At 66.6% G+C, this 23,212-nt stretch carries 24 protein-coding genes; 17 read left to right on the top strand and 7 right to left on the bottom strand.

Annotation, left to right across the window (positions count from 1 at the left end):
• Positions 1–74 precede the first annotated feature (74 nt).
• From leuS to AC0WR5_RS19180, 4 genes are all read left to right on the top strand, one after another.
• Positions 75–2,642, top strand: a complete 2,568-nt coding sequence (gene leuS, locus AC0WR5_RS19165) for a leucine--tRNA ligase (protein ID WP_475865405.1) — start codon at positions 75–77, stop codon at positions 2,640–2,642.
• Positions 2,629–3,195, top strand: a complete 567-nt coding sequence (locus AC0WR5_RS19170; protein ID WP_475865406.1) for an LPS assembly lipoprotein LptE — start codon at positions 2,629–2,631, stop codon at positions 3,193–3,195. The genes leuS and AC0WR5_RS19170 overlap by 14 nt, the downstream gene beginning before the upstream one ends.
• Before the next feature lie 10 nt (positions 3,196–3,205).
• A complete protein-coding gene (gene holA / locus AC0WR5_RS19175; RefSeq protein WP_475865407.1) occupies positions 3,206–4,234 on the top strand; it encodes a DNA polymerase III subunit delta in 1,029 nt (342 codons plus the stop codon).
• Between the two features lie 93 nt (positions 4,235–4,327).
• The gene (locus tag AC0WR5_RS19180; RefSeq protein ID WP_475865408.1) at positions 4,328–4,945 is read left to right on the top strand and encodes a glutathione S-transferase family protein; all 618 of its coding nucleotides are present in this window, start codon (positions 4,328–4,330) and stop codon (positions 4,943–4,945) included.
• A gap of 6 nt (positions 4,946–4,951) precedes the next feature.
• Here the strand turns inward: AC0WR5_RS19180 and AC0WR5_RS19185 are convergent, their stop codons facing one another.
• Positions 4,952–6,112 carry a TIGR03862 family flavoprotein gene (locus AC0WR5_RS19185; RefSeq protein WP_475865409.1) on the bottom strand — a complete coding sequence of 387 codons (1,161 nt, stop codon included), beginning with the start codon at positions 6,110–6,112 and terminating at the stop codon, positions 4,952–4,954.
• A 56-nt stretch (positions 6,113–6,168) separates the two neighbouring features.
• On the opposite strand from AC0WR5_RS19185, the gene AC0WR5_RS19190 reads away from it, so the two are divergent.
• Positions 6,169–6,510: an HNH endonuclease family protein gene (locus tag AC0WR5_RS19190; protein ID WP_475865410.1), complete on the top strand. Its 342-nt coding sequence runs from the start codon at positions 6,169–6,171 to the stop codon at positions 6,508–6,510.
• Positions 6,511–6,767: 257 nt separating this feature from the next.
• Here AC0WR5_RS19190 and AC0WR5_RS19195 read toward each other — a convergent pair whose 3' ends face one another.
• Together AC0WR5_RS19195 and AC0WR5_RS19200 are read right to left on the bottom strand one after the other, a co-directional pair.
• Positions 6,768–7,382 carry an enoyl-CoA hydratase/isomerase family protein gene (locus AC0WR5_RS19195; RefSeq protein WP_475865411.1) on the bottom strand — a complete coding sequence of 205 codons (615 nt, stop codon included), beginning with the start codon at positions 7,380–7,382 and terminating at the stop codon, positions 6,768–6,770.
• Positions 7,379–8,134, bottom strand: coding sequence for an SDR family oxidoreductase (locus AC0WR5_RS19200; RefSeq protein WP_475865412.1), 756 nt, complete (start codon positions 8,132–8,134; stop codon positions 7,379–7,381). The genes AC0WR5_RS19195 and AC0WR5_RS19200 overlap by 4 nt, the downstream gene beginning before the upstream one ends.
• Before the next feature lie 229 nt (positions 8,135–8,363).
• Between AC0WR5_RS19200 and AC0WR5_RS19205 the strand changes: the two genes are divergently transcribed.
• The 6 genes from AC0WR5_RS19205 (at position 8,364) to lpxK (ending at position 14,755) form a co-directional block, all read left to right on the top strand.
• The gene (locus tag AC0WR5_RS19205) at positions 8,364–9,902 is read left to right on the top strand and encodes a DUF2125 domain-containing protein (RefSeq protein ID WP_475865413.1); all 1,539 of its coding nucleotides are present in this window, start codon (positions 8,364–8,366) and stop codon (positions 9,900–9,902) included.
• Positions 9,903–10,014: 112 nt separating this feature from the next.
• Complete coding sequence (locus AC0WR5_RS19210) at positions 10,015–11,361, top strand: TldD/PmbA family protein (protein ID WP_475865414.1); 1,347 nt, start codon at positions 10,015–10,017, stop codon at positions 11,359–11,361.
• The gene (locus AC0WR5_RS19215) at positions 11,348–12,190 is read left to right on the top strand and encodes an inositol monophosphatase family protein (RefSeq protein ID WP_475865415.1); all 843 of its coding nucleotides are present in this window, start codon (positions 11,348–11,350) and stop codon (positions 12,188–12,190) included. The genes AC0WR5_RS19210 and AC0WR5_RS19215 overlap by 14 nt, the downstream gene beginning before the upstream one ends.
• Before the next feature lie 92 nt (positions 12,191–12,282).
• Entirely contained in the window at positions 12,283–12,525 is a 243-nt protein-coding gene (locus AC0WR5_RS19220) for a DUF4170 domain-containing protein (RefSeq protein ID WP_475865416.1), read from the top strand.
• 5 nt (positions 12,526–12,530) lie between these two features.
• Positions 12,531–13,760 carry a 3-deoxy-D-manno-octulosonic acid transferase gene (locus AC0WR5_RS19225; RefSeq protein ID WP_475865417.1) on the top strand — a complete coding sequence of 410 codons (1,230 nt, stop codon included), beginning with the start codon at positions 12,531–12,533 and terminating at the stop codon, positions 13,758–13,760.
• Positions 13,760–14,755, top strand: a complete 996-nt coding sequence (lpxK, locus tag AC0WR5_RS19230) for a tetraacyldisaccharide 4'-kinase (protein ID WP_475865418.1) — start codon at positions 13,760–13,762, stop codon at positions 14,753–14,755. The genes AC0WR5_RS19225 and lpxK overlap by 1 nt, the downstream gene beginning before the upstream one ends.
• Here the strand turns inward: lpxK and AC0WR5_RS19235 are convergent.
• The 3 genes from AC0WR5_RS19235 to nth form a co-directional block, all read right to left on the bottom strand.
• Positions 14,752–15,549 carry an AAC(3) family N-acetyltransferase gene (locus AC0WR5_RS19235; RefSeq protein WP_475865419.1) on the bottom strand — a complete coding sequence of 266 codons (798 nt, stop codon included), beginning with the start codon at positions 15,547–15,549 and terminating at the stop codon, positions 14,752–14,754. The two genes, lpxK and AC0WR5_RS19235, sit on opposite strands and share 4 nt — an antisense overlap.
• Positions 15,550–15,628: 79 nt before the next feature.
• Complete coding sequence (locus AC0WR5_RS19240; RefSeq protein WP_475865420.1) at positions 15,629–16,615, bottom strand: adenosine kinase; 987 nt, start codon at positions 16,613–16,615, stop codon at positions 15,629–15,631.
• A complete protein-coding gene (nth, locus tag AC0WR5_RS19245) occupies positions 16,612–17,256 on the bottom strand; it encodes an endonuclease III (RefSeq protein ID WP_475865421.1) in 645 nt (214 codons plus the stop codon). Before nth ends, AC0WR5_RS19240 begins: the two co-directional genes overlap by 4 nt.
• A gap of 91 nt (positions 17,257–17,347) precedes the next feature.
• On the opposite strand from nth, the gene AC0WR5_RS19250 reads away from it, so the two are divergent.
• The 3 genes from AC0WR5_RS19250 to AC0WR5_RS19260 all read left to right on the top strand — a co-directional run bounded on the left by AC0WR5_RS19250 (position 17,348) and on the right by AC0WR5_RS19260 (position 19,841).
• Positions 17,348–17,968: a Hint domain-containing protein gene (locus AC0WR5_RS19250; protein WP_475865422.1), complete on the top strand. Its 621-nt coding sequence runs from the start codon at positions 17,348–17,350 to the stop codon at positions 17,966–17,968.
• Positions 17,969–18,114: 146 nt separating this feature from the next.
• Positions 18,115–18,978: a methylated-DNA--[protein]-cysteine S-methyltransferase gene (locus tag AC0WR5_RS19255; protein WP_475865423.1), complete on the top strand. Its 864-nt coding sequence runs from the start codon at positions 18,115–18,117 to the stop codon at positions 18,976–18,978.
• A gap of 218 nt (positions 18,979–19,196) precedes the next feature.
• Positions 19,197–19,841 (top strand): YiaD family glycine zipper/OmpA-like lipoprotein, encoded by a 645-nt coding sequence (locus AC0WR5_RS19260; protein WP_475865424.1) that lies wholly within the window; start codon positions 19,197–19,199, stop codon positions 19,839–19,841.
• A gap of 77 nt (positions 19,842–19,918) precedes the next feature.
• On the opposite strand, the gene uraH is transcribed toward AC0WR5_RS19260, so the two are convergent.
• Positions 19,919–20,278 carry a hydroxyisourate hydrolase gene (gene uraH / locus AC0WR5_RS19265; RefSeq protein WP_475865425.1) on the bottom strand — a complete coding sequence of 120 codons (360 nt, stop codon included), beginning with the start codon at positions 20,276–20,278 and terminating at the stop codon, positions 19,919–19,921.
• A gap of 89 nt (positions 20,279–20,367) precedes the next feature.
• Between uraH and puuE the strand changes: the two genes are divergently transcribed.
• Genes puuE through AC0WR5_RS19280 form a run of 3 tightly spaced genes read left to right on the top strand, consistent with a single transcriptional unit; the run spans position 20,368 to position 23,147 of the window.
• The gene (puuE, locus tag AC0WR5_RS19270) at positions 20,368–21,783 is read left to right on the top strand and encodes an allantoinase PuuE (protein WP_475865426.1); all 1,416 of its coding nucleotides are present in this window, start codon (positions 20,368–20,370) and stop codon (positions 21,781–21,783) included.
• On the top strand, positions 21,780–22,601 hold the full coding sequence (locus AC0WR5_RS19275) for a bifunctional allantoicase/(S)-ureidoglycine aminohydrolase (RefSeq protein ID WP_475865427.1): 822 nt from the start codon (positions 21,780–21,782) through the stop codon (positions 22,599–22,601). The genes puuE and AC0WR5_RS19275 overlap by 4 nt, the downstream gene beginning before the upstream one ends.
• A gap of 21 nt (positions 22,602–22,622) precedes the next feature.
• Positions 22,623–23,147, top strand: coding sequence for an ureidoglycolate lyase (locus tag AC0WR5_RS19280; protein ID WP_475865428.1), 525 nt, complete (start codon positions 22,623–22,625; stop codon positions 23,145–23,147).
• Positions 23,148–23,212: the final 65 nt, after the last annotated feature.

Genomic DNA, 23,212 nt, shown 5'->3' on the forward strand with positions numbered 1-23,212 from the left:
GCTGGACCCTCGCCGCGCGCCGCCCTATCAACCCGCCCCGTAGACCCCGTACCAAGATCGCAAAGGGAGCGTCCATGTCGCGCTATTCCGCAGCCGAAATCGAACCGAAGTGGCAGAAGGCCTGGGATGACGCCCAGGTGTTCAAGGCCACCCGCGAAGGCGGCAAGCCGAAGTATTACGTGCTCGAGATGTTCCCCTATCCCTCGGGCCGCATCCACATCGGCCACGTCCGCAACTACACGATGGGCGACGTCATCGCGCGCTACAAGCTGTCGACGGGCCACAACGTGCTGCACCCGATGGGCTTCGACGCCTTCGGGATGCCGGCGGAAAACGCCGCCATGGCCTCCGGCGGCCACCCGAAAGACTGGACCTACGGCAACATCGACACGATGGTCGCACAGATGAAGCCGCTCGGCTTCGGCCTCGACTGGTCGCGCATGTTCGCCACCTGCGACCCGGAATATTACGGCCAGCAACAGGCCATGTTCCTGGATTTCCTAGAAAAAGGCCTCGTCTACCGCAAGAACGCCGTGGTCAACTGGGATCCGGTCGACATGACCGTTCTGGCCAACGAGCAGGTCGAGAACGGCCGCGGCTGGCGCTCCGGCGCCCTGGTCGAGCGCAAGGAGCTCACCCAGTGGTTCTTCAAGATCTCCGACTTCTCCGATGACCTGCTGACGGCCCTCGACGGCCTCGACAACTGGCCCGCCAAGGTCAAGCTGATGCAGGCCAACTGGATCGGCAAGTCGCGCGGCCTGCAGTTCGCCTGGGATCTCACCGCGCCTGCGGAAGGCTTCGAGCAGATCGAGGTCTATACCACCCGCCCCGACACGCTCATGGGCGCCTCTTTCGTGGGCATCTCGCCCGACCATCCGCTCGCCAAGGCGCTCGAGGCGAAAGACCCGAAGGTGGCCGAATTCTGCGCCGAGGCGCGTAAGGGCGGCACCACCGAAGAGGCCATCGAGACCGCCGAGAAGCTGGGCTACGACACCGGCCTCACCGTCACCCACCCCCTTGATCCGGAATGGAAACTTCCGGTCTGGATCGCCAACTTCATCCTGATGGATTACGGCACCGGCGCCATTTTCGGCGTGCCCGCGCATGACGAGCGCGACAACGAGTTCGCCACCAAGTACGACCTGCCGATCACCCCGGTCTTCGAGCCGGTCGAGGGCGATTACCCGGCCAAGGGCGCCTTTGTGCCGCCCAAGCCCGACCGTGTCCGTTTCCTCCGCCGCGTCGCCGGCGAAGAGATCATGACCGGCAACGAGGCCATCGACGCCACCGTCGAGTTCTGCGAGGCAAAGGGCATCGGCAAGGGCGTGACCAAGTTCCGCCTGCGCGACTGGGGCCTCTCCCGTCAGCGCTACTGGGGCTGCCCGATTCCCGTGGTGCATTGCCCCGATTGCGGCGTGGTGCCCGAGAAAAAGGAAAACCTGCCGATCCAGCTGCCCTATGACGAGGGCGACAAGCCGATCGACTTTTCCGTGCCCGGCAACCCGCTCGATCGTCACCCGACCTGGCGCGATTGCAGCTGCCCCGCCTGCGGCGGCAAGGCTCAGCGCGAGACCGACACGATGGACACCTTCGTGGACAGCTCCTGGTATTACGCGCGTTTCACCGCGCCCCATGCCACCACGCCCACGGACCTCGACGAGGCCGCCTACTGGATGAACGTCGACCAGTACATCGGCGGCATCGAGCATGCGATCCTGCACCTGCTCTATTCGCGCTTCTTTGCCCGCGCGATGAACGAGACGGGCCACCTGCCGGAGAAATCGCGCGAGCCCTTCGACGCGCTCTTCACACAAGGTATGGTGACCCACGCGATCTATCAGACCAAATCTGCCGAGGGTCGCCCGGTCTATCACTACCCCGAAGAGGTCGAGCTGCGCGATGGTCGCGGCTTCCTCAAGGACGGCACCGAGGTCGAGATCATCCCCTCGGCCAAGATGTCCAAGTCGAAGAACAACGTGGTCGACCCGGTGGCGATCATCGGCCAGTACGGCGCCGATACCGCCCGCTGGTTCGTGCTGTCCGACAGCCCGCCCGAACGTGACGTGGAATGGACCGCCGCCGGCGCCGAGGCCGCCTCCAAGCACCTCGCCCGCGTCTGGCGCCTGGCCGCCGAGCTGGACGAAGCTGCCGCCGGCAAGCCCGCCGACGACGAGGCCCTGCTGCGCGAGATGCACAAGGCGATCCGCGACGTGACCCTTGGTGTCGAGAGCTTCGGCTTCAACGCCTCCATCGCGCGGCTCTATGCCTTCACCAACTTCGTGCAGAAATCGCCGGCCTCCGGTGCCGTGCGCAAGCAGGCGGTCAAGGTGCTGGCACAGCTGATGTCGCCGATGACGCCGCACCTGGCCGAGGAAATGTGGCAGATGCTCGGCGGCGAGGGGCTGATCTCTCAGGCGGCCTGGCCCGTGGCCGACGAGGCGATGATGGTCGAAGACACCGTCACCCTGCCGATCCAGGTCAACGGCAAGCGCCGCGGCGAAATCACCGTTCCGGTCGACATGCCCAAGGACGAGGTTGAAAAACTTGCCCTGGCCCAGCAGAATGTCGCAAAGACGCTGGACGGGGCACAGCCCAAGAAGGTCATCGTCGTTCCCGGACGGATCGTGAATGTCGTCGTATAAACCAGACGCTGCAGACCACAGGCTGACCCGGCGCGCCCTCCTCAGGGGCGCGGCCATCGGCCTGCCCCTGCTCGGCGCGGCGGCGGCCTGCGGCTTCACCCCGGCCTATGCGCCGGGCGGTGCCGGGGCCGCGCTCTACGGCGTGACCGAGATCCCCGATCCCAACACGCTCGACAGCTACATCCTCGTGGAGACGCTCGAGGGCGAGCTCGGGCGCCTGCAGGGATCGCCGCGCTACACCCTCGACCTCAAGCTCGACGTCAGCGAAGAGGGCATGGCCGTCACCTCCGACAGCGTCACCTCGCGGTTCAACGTGATCGGCACCCTGGCCTATGTCCTCAACGACGCGACCACCGGCGACGAGATCGGCCGCGGCTCGGTCAATTCCTTCTCCGGCTATTCCGCCTCCGGCTCCACCGTCGCGACCCAGGCCGCCAAGGCCTCGGCCCACGAACGGCTGATGCAGATCCTCACCGACCTGCTGGTGCCCAAGCTGATGCGCGATGTGGCCACCTACACGCCCGCCCCCCTCACCCCGCCCTCCGCCACGTGACGGCGCCGCGATGAAGCTCGCCGCCCGCGACATTGCCCGCTATGCAGCGAAACCCGAGGCCGACCGCCTCGGGGTGCTGCTCTACGGCCCCGACGCGATGCGCATCTCGCTCCGCCGCCAGGAGATGGTCGCCGCCCTCGTCGGCCCCCAGGGTGAGGAGGAGATGCGCCTGACGCGGATGCATGCCTCCGACCTGCGCCGCGATCCCGCCGCCCTGCTCGACGCCGTGAAGGCCCAGAGCTTCTTTCCCGGCCCCCGCGTCGTCTTCCTCGACGGCGCGACCGAGAACAACGCAGCCCATATCCTGCCCGCCCTCGAGGACTGGCAGGAGGGCGACGCCCAGCTCATCGTCTGCGCCGGCGGGCTCAAGGCCACGTCGAAACTGCGCAAGGCCTTCGAGAACCATCGCAACGCCTATGCCTGCGGCATCTACGACGACCCGCCCAGCCGCGAGGAGATCGAGGCGACCCTGAACAAGGCCGGCCTGACCAAACTCTCCCCCGAGGTGCTCCGCGACCTCTCGGACCTGGCGCTCACCGTCGATCCCGGCGATTTCCGCCAGACAGTGGAAAAGATCGCCCTCTACAAGTTCCGCGACGATACCCCCCTCACCGGGGCCGAGGTCGCCCTCTGCGCCCCCGCCTCCACCGAGGCCGAGATGGACGACATCCTGAACATCGCCGCCGAGGGCCGCACCGGAGAGATCGGGCCGATGCTCGCCCGGCTGCAGGAACAGGGCGCCAACCCGACGGGTCTCTGCATCGCCGCGATCCGGCACTTCCGCACCCTCTACGCCGTCGCCGCCCACCCCGACGGGCCCGGCGCCGGCATCGGCAAGCTGCGGCCGCCGGTCTTCGGGCCGCGCCGCGACCGGGTGATGCGCCAGGCCTCGACCTGGGGCGCGCCAAAGCTCGAAACCGCGCTCTCCCTGATCACCGATACCGACCTCACGCTGCGCTCCGCCGGGGCCACGGCACCGGGCATGGCCCTGGTCGAACGCATGCTGATCCGGCTCGCCATGATGGGCCGGCCGCGCTGATTGCGCCGTGACGCGGCGAAATCGTCCAAGATTTCACTGGATTTTCATCTCTATCGGCGCTCTTCTTCCCGCGATACGGGAACGGAGGACAGGATGTACAACGTAATCGGCGGTGCCCATAACCGCTCCTTCCGGGTGATCTGGATGCTGGAGGAACTGGGCGTGCCCTATCAGCGCACCGATGCCCATCCGCATGACGATATCGTCTCGCCGCATACGCCGCTGGGCAAGCTGCCGGTGCTGCTCGTCGACGGCAGGCCGATGACCGACAGCGTGGCCATCGTCACCTTCCTTGCCGATCACCACAAGCGCTTCACCTTTCCCGCCGGCACCTACGAACGCGCCCGCCAGGATGGTGTGACCCAGCAGGTTGTGGACGAGATCGAGGGGCTGATCTGGATGTCGGCCCGCCACAGCTTCATCCTGCCCGAGGAGCTGCGCGTGAAGGAGATCAAGACCTCGCTCCGCTGGGAGTTCGAACGCAACATCCGCAAGCTCTCGACCCGACTCAAGGGCCCCTTCATGATGGGAGAGGAGATGACCGTGCCGGACATCATCGCCACCCATTGCCTCGACTGGGCCCAGGTGGCGAAATTCGCGGTCGAGGATCCGCAGCTGCTGGAGTATGCCGCACGGATGCGCGCCCGCCCCGCCTACCAGGCTGCCCAGGCCTCCGAGCACGAGATCAAGGGCCTCGCCCTGCGCCGCTGAGCGCCCTCAGCTCCAGCGGGCGGCGTGGAAACCGGCCCATTTGCCGGTCGCCATGCAGGCAGTCAGCAGATAGCCCCCCGTGGGCGCCTCCCAGTCGAGCATCTCGCCCGCGGCAAAGACGCCGGGCCGGTCGCGCAGCATCAGGTGCGCGTCCATGGCATCCATCCGCAGGCCACCCGCGGTGGAAATCGCCCGGTCGATGCCCTGCGGCCCGCCCAGCGGCACTTCCAGGCTCTTGATCACCTTCGACAGCGCGCCCGGCTCCTCGGGCAGCGGCCGGGCAAACTCCTGCAGCAGGGCGCGCTTGGCCGGATCGAGGTGCAGCGCCTTGCGCAGCCGGTTGGCCATGCTCTCGCCGCGCTTCGCCCGCGCCAGCCGCGCGGCAATCTCCCCGGCCTCCAGGTCCGGCAGCAGGTCCAGCCGCAGCAGCGCCCCCTCCCGCAGCACCCGCGACAGGGCATAGATGGCGCCGCCCTCCACGCCCTCCCGGCTCAGCACGAATTCGCCGCGGCTCTCCTGGCCACCGGCGCGCAGCGCCACCGCCTTGATCGGCGCGCCGAAATGCGGCGCCATGTGCCGGCTCCAGCCGACGCGAAAGCCGCAGTTCGCCGGCGCAAAGGGCGCCACATGGCCCACCGCCCCGGTCCAGCCGCCGTCCGAGCCAAGCCGCGGCCAGCTCGCGCCGCCCATGGCAAGCACGGTGACATCGGGGCGGATCTCCTGCCGGCCCTCGGGCGTGTCGAAAAGGGCCGCGCCCTTCTCCCAGCCGCGCCAGGCCCAGCGCACCCGCATGTCGACACCCCGGTCCGACAGCTGCCGGATCCAGGCCCGCAACAGGGGCGAGGCCTTCATCTCCTCGGGAAAGACCCGCCCGGTGGTGCCTGTGAACAGATGCGCGCCCAGGCTCTCGGCCCAGCGCTGCACCTCCTTCGGCCCGAAGCAGTCGATCATCGGCTTCAGCTGCGGCGCGGCCTCGCCAAAGGCCGACAGGAAGGCCTCGGGGGCCTCGACCTTGGTCAGGTTCAGCCCGGACTTTCCCGCCATCAGGAACTTGCGCCCCAGGGTCGGCATCTTCTCGGCCAGCACCACCCGCAGGCCCGCGCCCGCCAGCTCGTCCGCCGCCATCAGACCCGCCGGGCCCCCGCCGATCACCAGTGCCTGCCGCATTGCGCCCCCTCGCTTTTCTCAACGCCCTTGCTATCGTGCCGGCAAGGAGCATCCAAGTGCCGCCATCCGACAATCAGCCCGATCGCGCCCCGCCGCTTGCCTCGCAGACCGTGCCACTCTGCCCGCTCTGCCTGCGTCCGATCCCGCCCGAGGCCCCGCAGAGCCTGCATCACCTGGTGCCGAAACTGAAAGGCGGCAAGGGCGGGCCGACCGTGCTTCTGCACCAGATATGTCACAACGAGATTCATGCCACCCTGACCGAGGGGGAACTGGCCCGCGCCTACGACACCCCGGAAAAGCTCCGCGCCCACCCGCGGCTGGCGAAATTCGCCGCCTGGGTGGCAAGGCGCCCACCCGCGTTCCATTCCAGGACGCCCGGCCGGCGGCGCAAGCGGTAACAGCAGAGGGGGCTCTGCCCCCGTCTCCTTCGGAGCCTCCCCCGGGATATTTGTGGCCAGATGACGGGGAGCGGTGACGCTCTTTCATCTGGCCCGAAATATCCCCGCCGGAGGCTTCGGCGGGCGCGCTCGCGCGGCCCGGATTTGCCCGATTTCGCACCGACGCAATACCGACGCGATACCGACGTAATACCGACGTTGGAATCCGGCCATTTCAATGGCTTGGAAATACGCCGTTTCCGGAATACCGACGCGTTTCACGGCGCCTTGCACATGGCCTTGATGGCCCTTGCATGCACCGGCTCCGCAGCCAGGCAATCGCCCAGTATCCCGCGCGCTTCCGCCACCACGTCGCCCTCGCAGATCCGGTCGATCAGCCCATAGGTAAGGGCCTCTTCGGCGGTGATCTTCTGGCCCCCCATCAGGATCATCCTGGTGCGGGCCGGCCCGATCAGAGCCACCATCCGGCCCGGGTCCGAGGGCTGGGGCAGAAAGCCCAACCGCATGACAGGATAGAAGAATTTCGCGCCAGGCACCGCGATCCTCAGATCACAGGCCAGCGCCATGCCCATTGCGCCGCCGGCCAGGGTGCCGTTCAGCGCGGCGATGGTCATCCCCTCGACCTCCGCCACCGCCCCCGAGAGCCGTTCCCAGAGCGGAGAGACGCCAAGGCCGGCCTTCGCGGCCTCGAGATCCGCGCCCGCGGAAAAGACACGGCCCTCGCCCGTCAGGATCACGCCCCGCGCTTCCCTCGCGTTTTCAAAGGCTTCGCAGAGCGTCTCCAGCATGTCCGGCGTCAGGGAATTGGCCTTGTCGGGTCGCGCGATGGTGATCAGGGAAAGCCCCTCCTCCGGGCTCTCGACGCGGATCATCCGATCAGCCCCAGGGTCCGGCGCAGGCCTTCATCGCGCAGCGACAGCTCCTCGCCAAGGTGCGCATCCGAGGCCGGATCGCACATCCACAACAGGGCCCTTGCGGGCCATTCGGGCGGCACGTGGTCCTCCCAGTTCAGTTCGCTCACCGCATTCACGCCACTGGCCTTGATATCGCGCTGCATCTGCGTTGCCACCGTACCGGGGCTCAGCCCCATGACCCTCAGACCGTGCTCCGCCCCCTCCAGGTGCGCAGACATCGTCAGCATCGCAGCCCCGGCCTTCGAGGTGCAATAGGCGCTCCAGCCCTCCAGCGGGCGGTGCGCCGCGCCGGAACTGACGGTCAGGATCGTGCCACCGCCCTGAGCCATCATCACTGGCATCGCCGCGCGCATGCCATTGAAAACGCCCTTGATATTCACGTCGATCACATTGCCCCAGTCTTCGGGGTCGGCCTCTGCCAGAGGAACGATCGGCTTCAGGATGCCGGCATTGTTGATCAGGATGTCGAGGCTGCCGAAGGTGCTGACAACCTTCTGTACCGCGGCCTCGACCTCCCAGAAGCGCGACACGTCACAGGGGATGGCCACGGCCTGTTCGCCAATCTCGCCGGCGATGGTTGCGATGTCGTCGCCCCGGCGTGCCAAGAGGACGACACGCGCCCCGGCCCCTGCCAGAAGCCGCGCCGTGGCCTCTCCGATGCCGCGGCTGGCGCCGGTGATCATTGCCGTCTTGCCGGTCAGATCCGTCATGCTCTCTCTCCTGTCGTGTCCTGGCCGCGCCGGCGCCGCCTCTTCCGAGGCCCGGCGCGCAGATGTCCTGCACCGAGGGGTAGCGAAGCCCTGCCCCCTGGTCCACCCCCGGCTGCATCCCACGCCGTGACACGGCGGAGCGGTGCACGTGAACGCCCGTGAGCAGGCTTCGCCTTGACCCCGTGCCACCGCTTCCCCACTTTCCCTTCAAGCTTATCAGGAGTTGCCCATGTCTCGTCATGTTCTCGTCGCCGGTGGGGTCGTCCTCGCCGGTCAGTTTGCCCTCGCGGCGCCCGCCCTTGCGCTGACCCCGGAGGAGGCCTGGGGCCAGCTCAAGGGCTTTCTGGAGGAATCCGGCTATGCCACCGAGGCGGACGTCGAGCCCTACAAGGACGGCCTCATCGTCAATCAGCTGAAGCTGACCCTGAGCGAACCCGATGGTACCGGCACCGACGCGGTCGAAACCATCACGACAGGCGCCATCACCTTTCTTCCCGACGCTGCGGCCCCCGACAGCGTCTCCATCGCACCGGTCCAGCCCTGGAGCTACGAGATCCGCAGCAGCAATCCCGGTGGCGATATCCTGACGACCGGCAGCTATACTTCGGATGACATGTCGCTCGTCGCGTCAGGCACCCCGGAAGACATCACCTATACATCGAACAGCCCGGACGCCACGCTCAGCTTCAGCACGACCGATCCGGCCGATGGCTCCCAGTTTGCCACGGGCAGCTTGCAGCTGGCGGACATGGCCGGCACGACGCAGATCAAGCAGGGCGACGAGAACACCCTGACCACGGATGTCACCATCGGCAGCATCACGGTCGACAGCACCATCACGCCGCCGGAAGATGCCGAAGACAATCAACCTGTTACGCTTAATCTCACGATGAACGGCCTCGACATGGACAGCGCGGCCACCATGGCCGGCGGCCTGCCCACCGCGACGATGGCCGACCGTATCGCCGCCGGAATGACCTCGACCTCGACCCTGCTCTTCGACTCCCTGCAGGGCCAGGCAACCGTCGAGGAGGACGGCGACAAGATCACCATGACCATGGCCTCCGGCGCCGGCAGCATGGGATCCACCGTCAAGGACGGGCTCTTCGGCTACGACAGCACGACAAAGGAAATCGCCCTTGGCGTGACCGGGAAATCGCTGCCCATGCCGATCATGCTCTCCATCGCGTCGACCTCCGCCGCCCTGTCCGGCCCGATGGTACCCACGGACGAGGCAGAGCCCTTCTCGATGCATTTCGACGTGACCGATGCCTCCGTGCCGGACATGGCCTGGGCCATGATCGACCCCGAGAACGCACTGCCCCGTGACCCGGTCACCGTCTCCGCCACGCTCTCGGGCGAGGGCAAGCTGCTGGTCGATCCCTCCGACCCGATGGCCTTCGCCGCTCTGCCGTCGGGCAAGCCGCCGATCGAGGTCGACAACCTGGCCATCGACCAACTTCTGGTGCAGGGCCTCGGCGCCGAGGTTACCGCCAAGGGCCAGCTGTCCGTGGACAACGACGCGACCAGCAAGTTCGGGGATTTCCCGCAGGTGACAGGCACCGTGGACATTGCCGCCAATGGCGTCATGGACCTGATCCAGACCCTGTCCAAGGCCGGCGTGATCCCGCCGCAGCAGGCCATGATGATCCCGATGTTCGCCGGCATGTTCACGCGTGAGGTCAGTGGCCCGGATGACCTCGCGACCACCATCGAGATCACGCCGGATCAGTCGCTGCTGATCAACGGCCAACCCCTGATGCCGTGATCCGACAGTCAATTCAATGATATCTCGGCTGGCCCGGCGCCCTGCCCGGCCAGCCGCCTTGATCCGGTAGCCCCCAGAGGCTACGTCAGGGAGGTTCCCTCCAGAGGCTCCCATGACGCATTCCCTCGAAGATCTCACCCAGGCCCTGCTTCAAGCTGCCCGCGCAGCCGGGGCAGACGCCGCCGATGCCATTTCCCGCCAGGGCAGCTCCGTCTCCATCGACGTGCGCGGCGGCACGCTGGAGCACGCGGAACGCTCGGAAGGCTTCGAGACCGGTCTGCGCGTCTTCGTGGGCAAGCGGCAGGCCTGCGTGTCGGGGTCGGATTCCCGCCCCGAAACCTTTGCCATCATGGCCGAACGCGCCGTTGCGATGGCAAGGGAAGCCCCTGAAGACGCCTTCATCGGCCTCGCCGATCCCGAGCAGCTCTCGGACCGTCGCACCGGTGACGGGCTCGAGATGTTCGATCCCGCGCCCGAGCCCGCCCCCGAGGCCCTGCAGGACGATGCCGCCCGGACCGAGGCCGCCGCGCTGGCCTGCGAAGGCATCAGCCAGGTACAATCCGCCGGTGCGGGTTATGGCGCCTCCGAGGTCTATTTCGCCGCGACCAACGGATTTTCCGGCAGCTATCGCCGCACTTCGCGGTCTACGTCCTGTGTAGCCATCGCCGGCACCGGGGCCGGAATGGAACGCGACTATGACGGTGACAGCCGGATCTTTCAGGGCGACCTGCGCAGCCCGGAGGAAATCGGCCGTACCGCGGCGGAACGCGCCATTGCCCGGCAGGGCGCCAGTGCCCCCAAGACCGGCGCCTACCCGGTGCTCTACGACGAACGCATCGCCGCAAGCCTGATCGGTCACCTCTGCGGGGCGATCAACGGGGCTGCCATTGCGCGCGGCTCGTCCTTCCTCTCCGACCGCCTGGGCGAGGAGGTCCTGAGCAAGGGCCTGTCGCTGATCGAGGATCCGCTCCGCCTGCGCGCCGCCGGCTCCCGCCCCTTCGATGCCGAGGGCCTGCCCACCGCCCGCCGCGAGATCGTCTCCGATGGCGTGCTCAGGGGCTGGACGCTCGACCTGGCCACCGCGCGCAAGCTCGGCATGACCTCCACCGCCAACGCAGCCCGCGGCCTGTCCTCGCCCCCCTCCCCGGCACAATGGAACCTGGCCCTGACCCAGGGCGACAAGACCCGCGAGGAACTGATGCAGGAGATGGGCACCGGCCTTCTGGTGACTTCGCTGATCGGCTCCACCATCAACCCGAACACGGGCGACTACTCGCGCGGAGCCGCGGGCTTCTGGGTCGAGAACGGTCAGATCACCCGTGCGGTGAACGAATGCACCATCGCCGGCAACCTGCGAGACATGCTGCGGGCGATGACGCCTGGCAACGACGCCCGCCTCTGGCGCGGCACCGTCGTTCCCTCGCTTCTGGTCGAAGGGATGACGCTTGCAGGAACCTGATGCCTCCCACGGGGGTCTTCAGGACGACCTCGGCCTGTTGACCGATGCCGCCCGCGCCGCCGGAGAAATTGCCCTGAGCTTTGCCGAGTCGGGGGCCCAAAGTTGGGAAAAGCCCGACGACCAGGGCCCGGTGACCGAGGCGGACCTGGCCGTGAACCACATGTTGCAGCGCGAGCTTCGGTCCGCGCGGCCCGGGTATGGCTGGCTCTCCGAGGAGAGCCCGGATGATCCCGACCGGCTGTCGCGCGAGAGCGTCTTCATCATCGATCCGATCGACGGCACCCGTGCCTTCATGAAGGGCGACGGTGCCTGGTCGCATTCCCTGGCCGTGGCACGTGGCGGGCGCATCGTGGCCGCGGTCGTCTACCTGCCTGTCAGCAATCAGCTCTTTGCGGCCACGCGGGGGGACGGCGCGCGCCTCAACGGGGTCCCCATCCGCTGCAGCAGCCGCACCGAGCTCGCCGGCGCCACGCTTCTGGCCGCGCGGCCAAACTACGACGCCGCCCATTGGCTGGGCGCCGTGCCGGCCTTCGAGCGGGTCTACCGACCCTCGCTGGCCTACCGGCTGTCGCTGGTGGCCGAGGGGCGCTACGACGCCATGATCACCCTGCGCCCCAGCTGGGAATGGGATATCGCCGCAGGCGCCCTGATCGCGGAAGAGGCCGGTGCCGTGGCATCCACACGGGCAGGTTCACCTTTGTCGTTCAATAATCCGAAACCTTTGCTTGATGGGGTTGTCGCCGCCGGCCCTGCGCTGCATCAGGAGATGGTGGCACGGCTGGCCCCTGCGCCGGAGAGAGATCCCGGTCTTCCGCCGCGCCGCACTTGACCGCAGGGGCCTTTCTGCGCAGTTTGCGCGCGCATTGCCCGTTTGGCCCCGGCCCCGGCCCCGGCCCGTTCAGTCCTGAAAGGAGTCAGCCCATGGCGCAACGCCTTCACCTTGTCTTCGGCGGAGAACTTGTCGATCCGTCCAAGAACGTCTTCCGCAATGTCGATGACCTCGACATCGTCGGCATGTTCCCCGATTACGCCTCGGCTTTCGACGCCTGGAAAGCAGCCGCTCAAAAGACCGTCGATAACGCCCACATGCGCTATTACATCGCCCATATCCACCGGCTGCGCGACGAGGAACTCGAGGCCTCGACGACCGAGGAGCTGGGCTAACCCCCATGGCGCGTGCAGTCGGACTGGCCGCCTCCTACAAGGCGCTGACCCGGCGCGGCACGCGCCCCGACTCCGGGGGGCAGCCGCCGCGTCCGCGCGGCTCCCTCATATGGATCCACTGTCCGCGGCTTGAACGCCGCCCGGCGGCGGAACAGCTTGCCCGCCGGCTGATCGCCCAGGAAGACGCACCATGTTCGGTGCTGCTGACCCTTGAACGGCCAGCGGCCCTGGCGGCGGCCCGCCCGGCCACGCCCGGTCTCTACACGGCAATCCTGCCGGAAGACGCCCCCCCCTCCGTCACCGAGTTTTTCGAGCACTGGCAACCGGATGTCCTGATCTGGCTGACCGGCCACCTGCGCCCCCTCATGCTGTCACAGGCCCGCAAGGCCGGGTTGCCCATGCTTCTCGCCGAGGCCGAAGCCGATGCCTTCGACGAGGGTCGACTGCGCCTGCGCGTGCCCCAGGGGCGGCGCCTCCTTGCCGGGTTCTCGCGGTATTTCGTGACCCGCGGAAACGGCGCGCGACGCCTGCAGCGCCTTGGCGCCGAGGTGGACCGGATAGAGATCACCGGGCACCTGCAGGAAGGCGGACTGGCGCTGCCCTGCGACGAGGCGCAGCGAGAGGAGCTGGCCGACGAAATGGCGGGACGCCCGCTGTGGCTCGCCGCCATGGTCCACGGCCCGGAGCTCGACATCATCCTGGACGCGCAGCGCAGTGCCTCGCGGCTTGCCCACCGGCTGCTGTTGATTCTCGTCCCGGATGATCCCGAGGACGCCGAAGGCATGGCCGAGCGTCTGTCCGCGGAGGGCTGGCGCTTCCTGCGCTGGTCCGACGGCGAGCTGCCCCGCGACGAAACCCAGATCCTGCTGGCCGACACACGGGGCGAGATGGGCCTGTGGTACCGCCTCTCGCCCGTAACCTTCATGGCCGGCTCCCTGAAGAAGGGCATGAAGGGACATGATCCCTTCGAACCCGCGGCGCTCGGCTCTGCCGTCATCTACGGCCCCCACGTACCGGCTCATCTCGCCGCCTACACGCGGCTCTCGCAGGCCGGGGCGGCGCGGCTCGTGCGGGACGCCGACGACCTTCAAAAGGCCCTGTCGCGCCTGCTGGCACCCGACCAGGCCGCCACCATGGCCGCCGCCGCCTGGCAGATCACCACCGAGGGCGCCGAGATGACCGATCGCGTCATCGACTGGGTCACCGAACGTCTCGACGAGAAAGGGCTGATCTGATGCAGGCGCCGGACTACTGGTTCACCGCTCCCGCCCGTCCGGCCCTTCAAGCCCGTCTGCTGGGCCCCCTTGGTCGGGCCTATGCGGCCGCCACGGCACGCCGCCTGTCGCGTGGCACCCCCATCGACCCTGGCATCCCGGTGATCTGCATCGGCAACCTGAACGCCGGCGGCACGGGCAAGACCCCCACTGCCATGGATCTGCTGATGCGCCTCACGGCGCGCGGACTGACCCCGCATTTCCTGTCCCGCGGCTACGGCGGCAGCCTGACGGAAACCACCCGCGTCGATCCCCGCATCCACACGGCGGCCCAGGCTGGCGACGAACCCCTGCTGCTCTCGGCCTTCGCGCCCGGCTGGGTTGCGCGCGACCGGGCAGAAGGCGCCCGCGCCGCGCGGGATGCCGGCGCAGATGTCATCGTGATGGACGACGGGTTTCAGGATCCGGCCTTGCGGAAGGCGCTTTCGATCATCACCGTCGATGCCGCAAAGGGGTTCGGCAATGGCCGGTGCATCCCCGCCGGCCCGCTGAGAGAGCCGGTCCCGACGGGCCTCGCCCGTGCCGACCTGCTCCTGTCCATCGGCGATGAAACTGCACAGGCGGCTTTCGCGCGTGATTGGGGCGGGGCGATCACCATCCCGCATCTGCGCGGACAGCTGGCACCGCTTCCGACAGGCATGCCCTGGCAGGACCTGCCCGTGCTCGCCTTTGCCGGCATCGGTCACCCCGAGAAATTCTTTGCCACGCTGAAGGGGCTCGGCGTGCGGCTGATCCATGCCGAGGGGCTCGCGGATCACCAACCACTGACCCCTGCCCTCATGACGCGGCTGGAGCGGGATGCCGCGCAGCACGGTGCACAGCTTGTCACCACCGAGAAGGACGCCGTCCGCCTGCCCAGGGACTGGCAGCAGAAGGTCCTGACACTGCCCGTGCGCCTGCAACTGGCCGATGCAACACCGCTGGACACGGCCCTCGACCGCCTCTTTGCCGGCTAGTGCAGATCGCCGCTCTCGGCATTTGCGGCATTGATCCATCCGGTGGCGAATTCCACCAACGCCGCATAGTCGCAGATCCGCGCCTCGGCCTGGCCCAGCTTTCCGATGGTCACCGCGCCGGTCGCCTCGAAGGCCGCGCCCACCGACGGGAACAGCCGGTTCATGTCATTTGCCACGTCCGGAACCTCGCGCCATTCCGGCTCGGCGCCGGGCAGCTTGAAGCGTCTGGATTTCGTCCGCCGGTGGTCGGCAAGCACCTCTGCCGTATGCAGGGCAGAGCAGCGGTTCCAGCCCACGCCCACCAGCAGGATCTTCATGCGTGCCCGCCCCCGCAGTGTTCCCAGCGGCGAATTCGGGCCACAGGCCCACTCCAGATCGTGCACGGCGGCATATTCTTCGGCTCCCACGCCATTCAGGCAAACCGAGATCGTCGGATGACCGCTGCGCCTTGTTCCGGGCCAGGTGCGGAAACATTCGGCAATGGCACCCATCCCGGCGGTCGGCGACAGTTGCGGATCGAACCCCGGAACGGCTGCCTCGATCGCCTCGATCTCTTCGGCCGTGCAGGCCTCCGGGTTGATCGAGGGCGGGAATTTCGCATCGTCGGAATATCCCGGCATCGCCACGAGGCCCACGCGCCCGACCGCAGCCATCAGGGCACCGACCACGGCACGCGGCCCGCCGATCACCTGGCCAAGGGGGCGCATCGCGCTGTGCACGAAGAGCCCGTCTCCGAGCGACACGCCAAGGGCCTTCAGATCCTCCTGCAGGCTTGCTGTCGTCACGATGTCCATGAACTTCCTCCCGTCACGAAAGGGGGCGCCGCCGCGCCCCCTTGTCCTTCTCCAGCTAGGCAGATGATTAGACCGTCGGTCAGATCAGGCCGGCCTCCTCGAAGAGCTTCTTCAGGTCCGCCTCGGGCCGAGCGCCGTAGTGGCCTATCACCTCGGCTGCCGCGACGACGCCCATCTTGCCGGAGGTTGCCAGGTCCGCCCCCGTGGCGAGACCGAAGAGGAACCCGGCCGCAAACAGATCGCCCGCCCCGGTCGCATCCACAGGCGTCACCGGCTTGACCGGCACGACTGCCTGTTCATCGCCCTTCACCAGCACGACGTCGTGGCTGGAGCGCGTGCAGACGATCAGGCCGCTTTCCTTGGCCGCGGTTTCCAGAGCGGTCCCAAGGTCCTCGGTCTCGTAAAGAGATTTCCACTCGTGCTCGTTGCCGATCACGTAGTCGAGCTCCTTGACCAGCTTGCGGAAGTCCTCCCGGTGACGATCCACGCAGAAGGGATCCGACAGCGCAATACCCGCCAGGCCGCCGGCCGCACGGGTCAGGCGCGCAGCGGTCTCGAAGGCCTGCTTGCCCTTCGGCTTGTCATAGAGGTAGCCCTCCAGGAACAGGATCTTGGCATTGCCACAGACCTCTTCCGGCACGTCGTCGGGTCCGACTTCCGAGGAGATCCCCAGATAGGTGTTCATCGAACGCTCGCCATCCGGCGTGACAAAGATCATGCAACGCGAGCTGGGCAATTCACCCGCAACGACCGGCGCGTTCGGAAAATCGGTTCCGCCGGCTTCGGTCTGGCTGGCATAGCTCAGGCCCACCTCGTCATCACTGACCTTGCCGATGAAGGCCGTCTTCAGGCCCATGTTGGCCACACCGGCCACCGTATTGGCCACCGAGCCGCCGGGAACCTGGCGCCGCTCGCCCATTTCCTCATAGAGCATTTCCGAACGGTCCTGCTCGATCAGCTGCATGATGCCCTTCTCGATGCCCATGCGCGACAGGAAGGCGTCGTCCTTCTGGGTGATCACATCCATCACGGCATTGCCGATACCGATCACGTCGTATTTGGTCATAGAATCTTGTCCTCGTATTCGCAGAGATCGCGGATCAGGCACGCGCCGCATTTCGGCTTGCGGGCGACGCAGGTATAGCGCCCGTGCAGGATCATCCAGTGATGAGCGTGCAGCTGAAAGTCCACGGGAATATTGTCTTCGATGGCCCTCTCGACGGCAACGACATCCTTGCCCGGCGCGATGCCGGACCGGTTGCCGAGACGAAAGATGTGGGTGTCCACCGCCTGCGCGGGGAAGTGCCACCACATGTTCAGAACCACGTTCGCAGTCTTGCGCCCCACCCCCGGCAGCGCCTGCAGGGCCGCGCGGGAATTGGGAATCTCGCCGCCGTAGTCCTCGACGAGGATCTTCGCCATCTTCATGACGTTCTTTGCCTTGTTGCGGTAAAGGCCGATCGTCTTGATGTGCTCGATCAGCCCCTCCTCGCCCAGAGCCAGCATCTTCCCCGGCGTGTCTGCCACCGGGAACAGCTTGCGCGTGGCCTTGTTCACGCCGGCATCGGTAGCCTGCGCGGAAAGCGCGACCGCGACGAGCAGCGTGTAGGCGTTGACATGCTCCAGCTCACCCTTCGGTTCGGGCTCTGCCGCCTGGAAGCGGGAAAAGATCTCGCGGAGCGTCTGGTAGGGCAATTGGCGGGCCATGCGGAGTTTCTGCCCTGAAAGCGGCCCGGCAACAAGCCGGTTTAACTCAGCATCAACCGGAAGTGGCGAATGTGCGGGCGGAGGCACGACAATGCTCGATTCTTACGAACCCATCTCCGGTCTGGGCCCCGGCACCATGGTCCTTACCCTCGAAGGGGACCTGCCCGTCGAATGGCTGGCGCCCGGGGACATGGTCATCACGCGGGACAACGGCGCCCAGCCGATCCTGCACATCGAACGGCTGCGCCGCACTCCCGAAGGATCGTTCCTGCCGCAACCGATGACCTTCCTGCGCGGCGAGCGTGGGCCGCAGGGCGCTCTCAAGGACAAGCTGCGCGTCGCCCCCGGCCATCGCGGGCTGATCAACCGCCCGGAAATCGCCGAAAAATTCAATACGAGCGAGGCGCTCGTACGGTTCTGCGACGTGTCCCGTCGCAACCGGGCCCGGCACGATCCGACGATGGGCGGGCTGACGTACCATCTGATCATCCTGGAAGCGCACGAGATCATCAACGCGGGCTCTCTCTGGGTAGAGAGCACCGATCCCGCCATGGCGCGGCGCCTCGACCTGCCCCCGGCGGTGGTCCGCGCCACGCGCCTCTTCGACGAGGACATGGCGCCGCCGCGGATCTGCCTCAGCCCGGAGGAAGCGCGGATGCTGCGCACGACCGTGCCGCCGGAACTCTCCCTGCTCGACCTGCTCAGCGCCTGAGGCGCGGCGGCGTCATTCTGCGCTGCTTCTCCCGCGTTGCCATGTCGGACAACGCCAGCGCCTTTGCGCAAGAAACGGGTCGCGAGGCAGAGCCGGGCTGCCTATCCTCGTGACAGCAGCAGCAACAGATCAGCGATCCGCCCGCCATGCCCGATACCCTTTCGCCCAACGTCTCCCGGGAGGCCAGCTACCACTACCAGGTGATGCGCCGTGCCATCGCGGAAATCGACAATTCCGCCGCCCCCCTCTCGCTGGAGGACCTTGCGAACCGCATGGGCATGAGTCCCGCGCATTTCCAGCGCCAGTTCTCCGCCTGGGTCGGCGTTTCGCCCAAGCGCTACCAGCAATATCTTGCCCTCGACCATGCGCGTGGCCTTCTCGCCGCGCGTCATTCCACCCTCGAGACTGCCCTGCATACCGGCCTGTCGGGCTCCAGCCGGTTGCACGACCTCTTCCTGCGCTGGGAAGCGATGAGCCCCGGCGACTACGCCGCCGGTGGCGCCGGCCTGGATATCCACTGGACGCATATGGACACGCCCTTTGGCGAAGCCCTCGTCATGGCGACCGAGAAGGGGCTCTGCGGCATTGCCTTCACCTCGGAAACCGGCCGTACCGAAGCCTGGCAGGACATGATCCGGCGCTGGCCCCGCGCGAGCTATGTCGAGGCGCCGGATCGGGTTCTTTGCTTTGCCGAACCCGCCTTTGCCGGGCGCGGCGAGACGCAGCTGCACATGCTGGGAGCCCCCTTCCAAATCAAGGTCTGGGAGGCGCTCCTTGCCGTCCCGAGCGGGCATGTCACCACCTATTCCGACCTGGCGTGTGCCATCGGCACGCCCAAGGCACACCGCGCCGTGGGCACGGCTGTCGGGCGAAACCCAGTCTCGTTCCTGATCCCCTGCCATCGCGTTCTCCGGAAGGGCGGCGCCCTGGGCGGCTATCACTGGGGGCTTCCCGTGAAACGCGCCATGCTGGCGTGGGAAGGTGCAAGGGCCGAGGCAGAAACGCCCTGAGACAGCTTGCGCAATACCCGTGCTGTAACCGCTTCAGAACCACAGGAACCTGCCTCGCAAACGGGCAACCATGCCACAGTACGTATTAAAACCTTTTTGCCGGAAGCAAAAACTCGCTTAACTCTCACATAATTGTCGTTGGGAGCTGCGATGCAATCGGCTATCCCGGTTACGTACCATGCAGCTCCGCAGAACGCGGCCAGACATATGAGGCACCCATGACTATTCTGAGAAATTCGACACTTGCCATCGCGGGCTCGGCTCTGCTCGTGCTCACTGCTTGCTCCGATCCGAACGACGGGTATCAGAACACGCGCTCGGGCCTGGGTATCGGTGCCGCTCTCGGTGGCCTGGCCGGCGCCATCATCTCCGACGACCCTGCGCAGGGTGCCGCCATCGGTGCCGTCGCTGGCGGCATGGCGGGCGGCGCCATCGGCGCGTCTCTCGACGCACAGGCCCGCGAACTGCAGCAGGACCTCGGCAATGCCGGCACTGTCGACGTGAACGGCAACCAGATGGTCGTCACGATGCAGAACGACATTCTCTTCGCGACCAGCAGCTCGACGCTCAGCTCCTCGGCCCTTGCCGACCTGCAGTACGTCTCCAACTCGCTGCTGAAATACCCGAACTCCACCGTCATGGTCGTGGGGCACACCGACAACACCGGTTCCGCGGCCTTCAACCAGCAGCTCTCGCTGCAGCGCGCAAACTCGGTCGCCAGCGCCCTGGTCGGCGATGGCGTGGCAGCTCGCCGCATCACCGCCACCGGCCGTGGCGAGGAAGAACCCATCGCGACCAACCTGACGCCCGAGGGTCGTGCCCTGAACCGTCGCGTCGCGATCACGATCAGCCCGAACCAGTAAGCCATTCCGAGCTTGCAAATGAAACGCCCCGCCGGTTGCCGGCGGGGCGTTTTGCTTTTTTCGGACAGGCTGTCAGCTCAACTGCCGCGATAGGTACTCATTCCGAAGGGCGAGACAAGAAGCGGCACGTGGTAATGACTTGTCGCGTCAGAGATCCCGAACCGGATCGGCACGACATCCAGAAACCTCGGCTCCTCCGGCGGCACGCCGCTGGCATCAAGATAGGCCCCGGCATGGAATTCAAGCTCGTATGTGCCCGGAATGAAATGCTCTTTCGGCAGGATCGGACTGTCGGTCCGGCCGTCGGCATTGGTCGTCATCCGCGCCAGCTCGTCGCGGGTGTCTCCTTGCAGGCGATAGAGAACCACCTCCATTCCCGCAGCGGGCACACCCTTTGCGGTATCAAGAACATGCGTTGTCAGAAAGCCCTCGGCCATTCTGGTTCCTTTCCTGGAAAATCCCCTTGAATCCCCTCTCCGACCGGTACGAATATGCGCCGGCCCTCATTGCAGACGGAGACAAACACATGAACCGCTACCCGCGCAACATGATCGGTTACGGCCCCACCCCACCGAACGCCAACTGGCCCGGCGGCGCAAAGGTCGCGGTCTCCTTCGTCCTTAACTACGAGGAAGGTGGGGAAAACAACATCCTTCATGGCGATGCGGCCTCCGAGGGCTTCCTCTCCGAGGTGATCGGCGCCGTTCCCTGGGAGGGCAAGCGCCACTGGAACATGGAGAGCGTCTACGAATACGGCGCCCGCGCCGGGTTCTGGCGGCTGCACCGCCTGTTCACCGAAAAGGGCGTGCCGCTCACCGTCTACGGCGTCACCGATGCCCTCGCCCGCAGCCCGGAGCAGGTCTGGGCGATGCAGGAGGCCGGTTGGGAAATGGCCTCTCACGGCAAGAAGTGGGTCGAGCACAAGGACATGCCCGAGGACGAGGAGCGTCAGCTGATGCTCGACGCCATCAAGCTCCACAAGGAAGTCACCGGCAGTGAACCCGAGGGCTGGTATACGGGCCGCTGCTCGATGAACACGGTAAAGCTCGCGGCCGAGCTTGGCATGAAGTGGGTCTCCGACACCATCGACGACGATCTGCCCTACTGGGGCACATTCGACGGCCATCAGACCCTGGTGATTCCCTACACCATGGATACCAACGACATGCGCTTTGCCGGCCCTGCCACCTTTGGTGGTCAGGAGGAATTCTTCGAGTACCTCAAGGGGGCCTTCGACGTGCTCTACGAGGAAGGCGAAGCCGGCAGCCCCAAGATGTTCTCCATCGGCATGCACTGCCGCCTGCTCGGTCGTCCGGGCCGCATGGCCGCGCTGAAGAAGTTCATCGAATACGCCCAGGCCAAGGGCGACGTCTGGTTCCCGCGGCGCATCGACATCTACAATCACTGGCTGGAAAACCATCCGCCCGTGGCGCCGAAACTGGTGCCCAGCGAAATGGACCGAGATACCTTCGTCTCGACCTTCGGTGCAGTCTACGAACATTCCCCCTGGATCGCCGAAGGCGCCTGGGCGCTCGAGATGGGCCCCGCGCATGACAGTGCCATCGGCGTCTGGTCCGTGCTGGCCCGCACCTTCCGCGCAGCCGACCGGGATCGTGTGCTCGGCGTCCTGACCGCCCACCCCGACCTCGCCGGCAAACTGGCCGCGGCCAAGCGCCTGACCCCAGAGAGCACCGCCGAACAGGCTTCGGCAGGCCTCGACATGCTGACCGACGAAGAGCGCGCGTTCTTCGAGAATTCAAACAAGGCCTATACCGAAAAGTTCGGCTTTCCCTTTATCATCTGCGTGAAAGATCATACCAAGGCCACGATCACCGAGGCGATGAAGACACGACTGACCAACGGGCCCGACGCGGAATTTGCGGAGGCCTGCCATCAGGTCGAGCGCATCGCCTATCACAGGCTCAAGGAAATCTTCGCGTGACACGCACCTACTACACGCCCCGTGGCGGGCTGCCCGGACAGGACGAAAGCCTCTACGACCCGGCCCGCTTCACCACTGCCTATGCGGTCATTCCGGCCGCCTGCATGACCGACATCGTCACCTCTCCCCTGCCCGGCTGGCAGGGGACCCGCTCCTGGATCCTGGCCCGCCCGCTCTCCGGCTTTGCAGAGAGCTTTGCACAGCTGATCGTCGAGCTGCAGCCCGGTGGCGGCTCGGACCTGCCCGAGCCCGACGCCGGCGCGGAAGGCGTGATCTTCGTCACCGACGGCGTGGTCATCGTGACCATCGACGGCACGGCCCACGAGCTGACCGCCGGCGGCTATGCCTTCCTGCCGCCTGCCTGCAAGTGGCAGATCCGCAACCGGAGCGGGGCAACGGCCTCCTTCCACTGGGTGCGCAAACGTTATGAAGAGGCCCCCGGCATCGACCTGCCCGAGGCCTTCGTCAGCCATGACGACGACGTCGAGCCCAATGCCATGCCCGACACAAACGGCACCTGGGCCACGACCCGCTTCGTCGACCCGTCCGACCTGCGTCACGACATGCACGTCAACATCGTCACCTTCAAACCCGGCGGGCGCATTCCCTTTGCCGAGACCCACATCATGGAGCATGGCCTCTACGTGCTGCAGGGCCGCGGGCGCTACCTGCTGAACACGGACTGGGTCGATGTCGGGCCAGGCGATTTCATGTGGCTGCGCGCCTTCTGCCCGCAGGCCTGCGAACAGCTCGGCGACGAGCCGTTCCGCTACCTGCTCTACAAGGACATGAACCGTCACCCGGCACTCAAGCTCTGACCTGAACGGAAGATCCCCGCGATGCCCTGCGAGACACCCTCCGACGATCCCGCCGAAATCACCACCGAAATCACTGCCGAGCCGCTGACCGCCGAGGCCTTTGCGCCTTTCGGCGATGTGCTTCAGGTGGAGGGCAGCTATGACAAGCTGATCAATGCCGGCATGTGCGAACGCTTCCATGATCGCGCCCGGCTCGATTTCGGACCGGAGGGGCGCGCGGGGATCAGCCTGTTCAAGGCCGTGCCACGCAGCCTGCCCTATGCCTGCGACCTGCTGGAACGCCACCCCGAGGGCAGCCAGGCCTTCATCCCGATGTCCGATGCCCCCTGGATGGTGATCGTCGCCCCCGATGCGGGCGGGCGCCCCGGAACGCCGCGCGCCTTCATGGTGGAACCCGGGCAATGCGTGAATTTTCACCGGGGTACCTGGCACGGTGTGCTTACACCTTTGGCAGAACCGGGTCTCTTTGCGGTTGTGGACCGGATTGGACGCACACCCAACCTCGAAGAGTACTTTCTCGAGCAACCATTTTCTGTAGTCTCCTAGCTTACCGGCGCCTCCCAAAGGTCCCGGCCAACAAACAAGCAAAAAGAAACTGATCCAGGGGACAG

It is taken from the genome of Pseudooceanicola sp. DL12 (genome assembly GCF_056270665.1).

Coding starts and splice junctions, on each gene's coding strand:
- AC0WR5_RS19180 (WP_475865408.1), top strand. CDS start 4,328: ATGTACAACGTAATCGGCGGTGCCCATAACCGCTCCTTCCGGGTGATC.
- AC0WR5_RS19195 (WP_475865411.1), bottom strand. CDS start 7,382: ATGATCCGCGTCGAGAGCCCGGAGGAGGGGCTTTCCCTGATCACCATC.
- leuS (WP_475865405.1), top strand. CDS start 75: ATGTCGCGCTATTCCGCAGCCGAAATCGAACCGAAGTGGCAGAAGGCC.
- AC0WR5_RS19220 (WP_475865416.1), top strand. CDS start 12,283: ATGGCGCAACGCCTTCACCTTGTCTTCGGCGGAGAACTTGTCGATCCG.
- AC0WR5_RS19185 (WP_475865409.1), bottom strand. CDS start 6,112: ATGCGGCAGGCACTGGTGATCGGCGGGGGCCCGGCGGGTCTGATGGCG.
- AC0WR5_RS19170 (WP_475865406.1), top strand. CDS start 2,629: ATGTCGTCGTATAAACCAGACGCTGCAGACCACAGGCTGACCCGGCGC.
- AC0WR5_RS19225 (WP_475865417.1), top strand. CDS start 12,531: ATGGCGCGTGCAGTCGGACTGGCCGCCTCCTACAAGGCGCTGACCCGG.
- nth (WP_475865421.1), bottom strand. CDS start 17,256: ATGGCCCGCCAATTGCCCTACCAGACGCTCCGCGAGATCTTTTCCCGC.
- uraH (WP_475865425.1), bottom strand. CDS start 20,278: ATGGCCGAGGGCTTTCTGACAACGCATGTTCTTGATACCGCAAAGGGT.
- puuE (WP_475865426.1), top strand. CDS start 20,368: ATGAACCGCTACCCGCGCAACATGATCGGTTACGGCCCCACCCCACCG.
- lpxK (WP_475865418.1), top strand. CDS start 13,760: ATGCAGGCGCCGGACTACTGGTTCACCGCTCCCGCCCGTCCGGCCCTT.
- AC0WR5_RS19210 (WP_475865414.1), top strand. CDS start 10,015: ATGACGCATTCCCTCGAAGATCTCACCCAGGCCCTGCTTCAAGCTGCC.
- AC0WR5_RS19280 (WP_475865428.1), top strand. CDS start 22,623: ATGCCCTGCGAGACACCCTCCGACGATCCCGCCGAAATCACCACCGAA.
- holA (WP_475865407.1), top strand. CDS start 3,206: ATGAAGCTCGCCGCCCGCGACATTGCCCGCTATGCAGCGAAACCCGAG.
- AC0WR5_RS19260 (WP_475865424.1), top strand. CDS start 19,197: ATGACTATTCTGAGAAATTCGACACTTGCCATCGCGGGCTCGGCTCTG.
- AC0WR5_RS19240 (WP_475865420.1), bottom strand. CDS start 16,615: ATGACCAAATACGACGTGATCGGTATCGGCAATGCCGTGATGGATGTG.
- AC0WR5_RS19250 (WP_475865422.1), top strand. CDS start 17,348: ATGCTCGATTCTTACGAACCCATCTCCGGTCTGGGCCCCGGCACCATG.
- AC0WR5_RS19200 (WP_475865412.1), bottom strand. CDS start 8,134: ATGACGGATCTGACCGGCAAGACGGCAATGATCACCGGCGCCAGCCGC.
- AC0WR5_RS19205 (WP_475865413.1), top strand. CDS start 8,364: ATGTCTCGTCATGTTCTCGTCGCCGGTGGGGTCGTCCTCGCCGGTCAG.
- AC0WR5_RS19255 (WP_475865423.1), top strand. CDS start 18,115: ATGCCCGATACCCTTTCGCCCAACGTCTCCCGGGAGGCCAGCTACCAC.
- AC0WR5_RS19235 (WP_475865419.1), bottom strand. CDS start 15,549: ATGGACATCGTGACGACAGCAAGCCTGCAGGAGGATCTGAAGGCCCTT.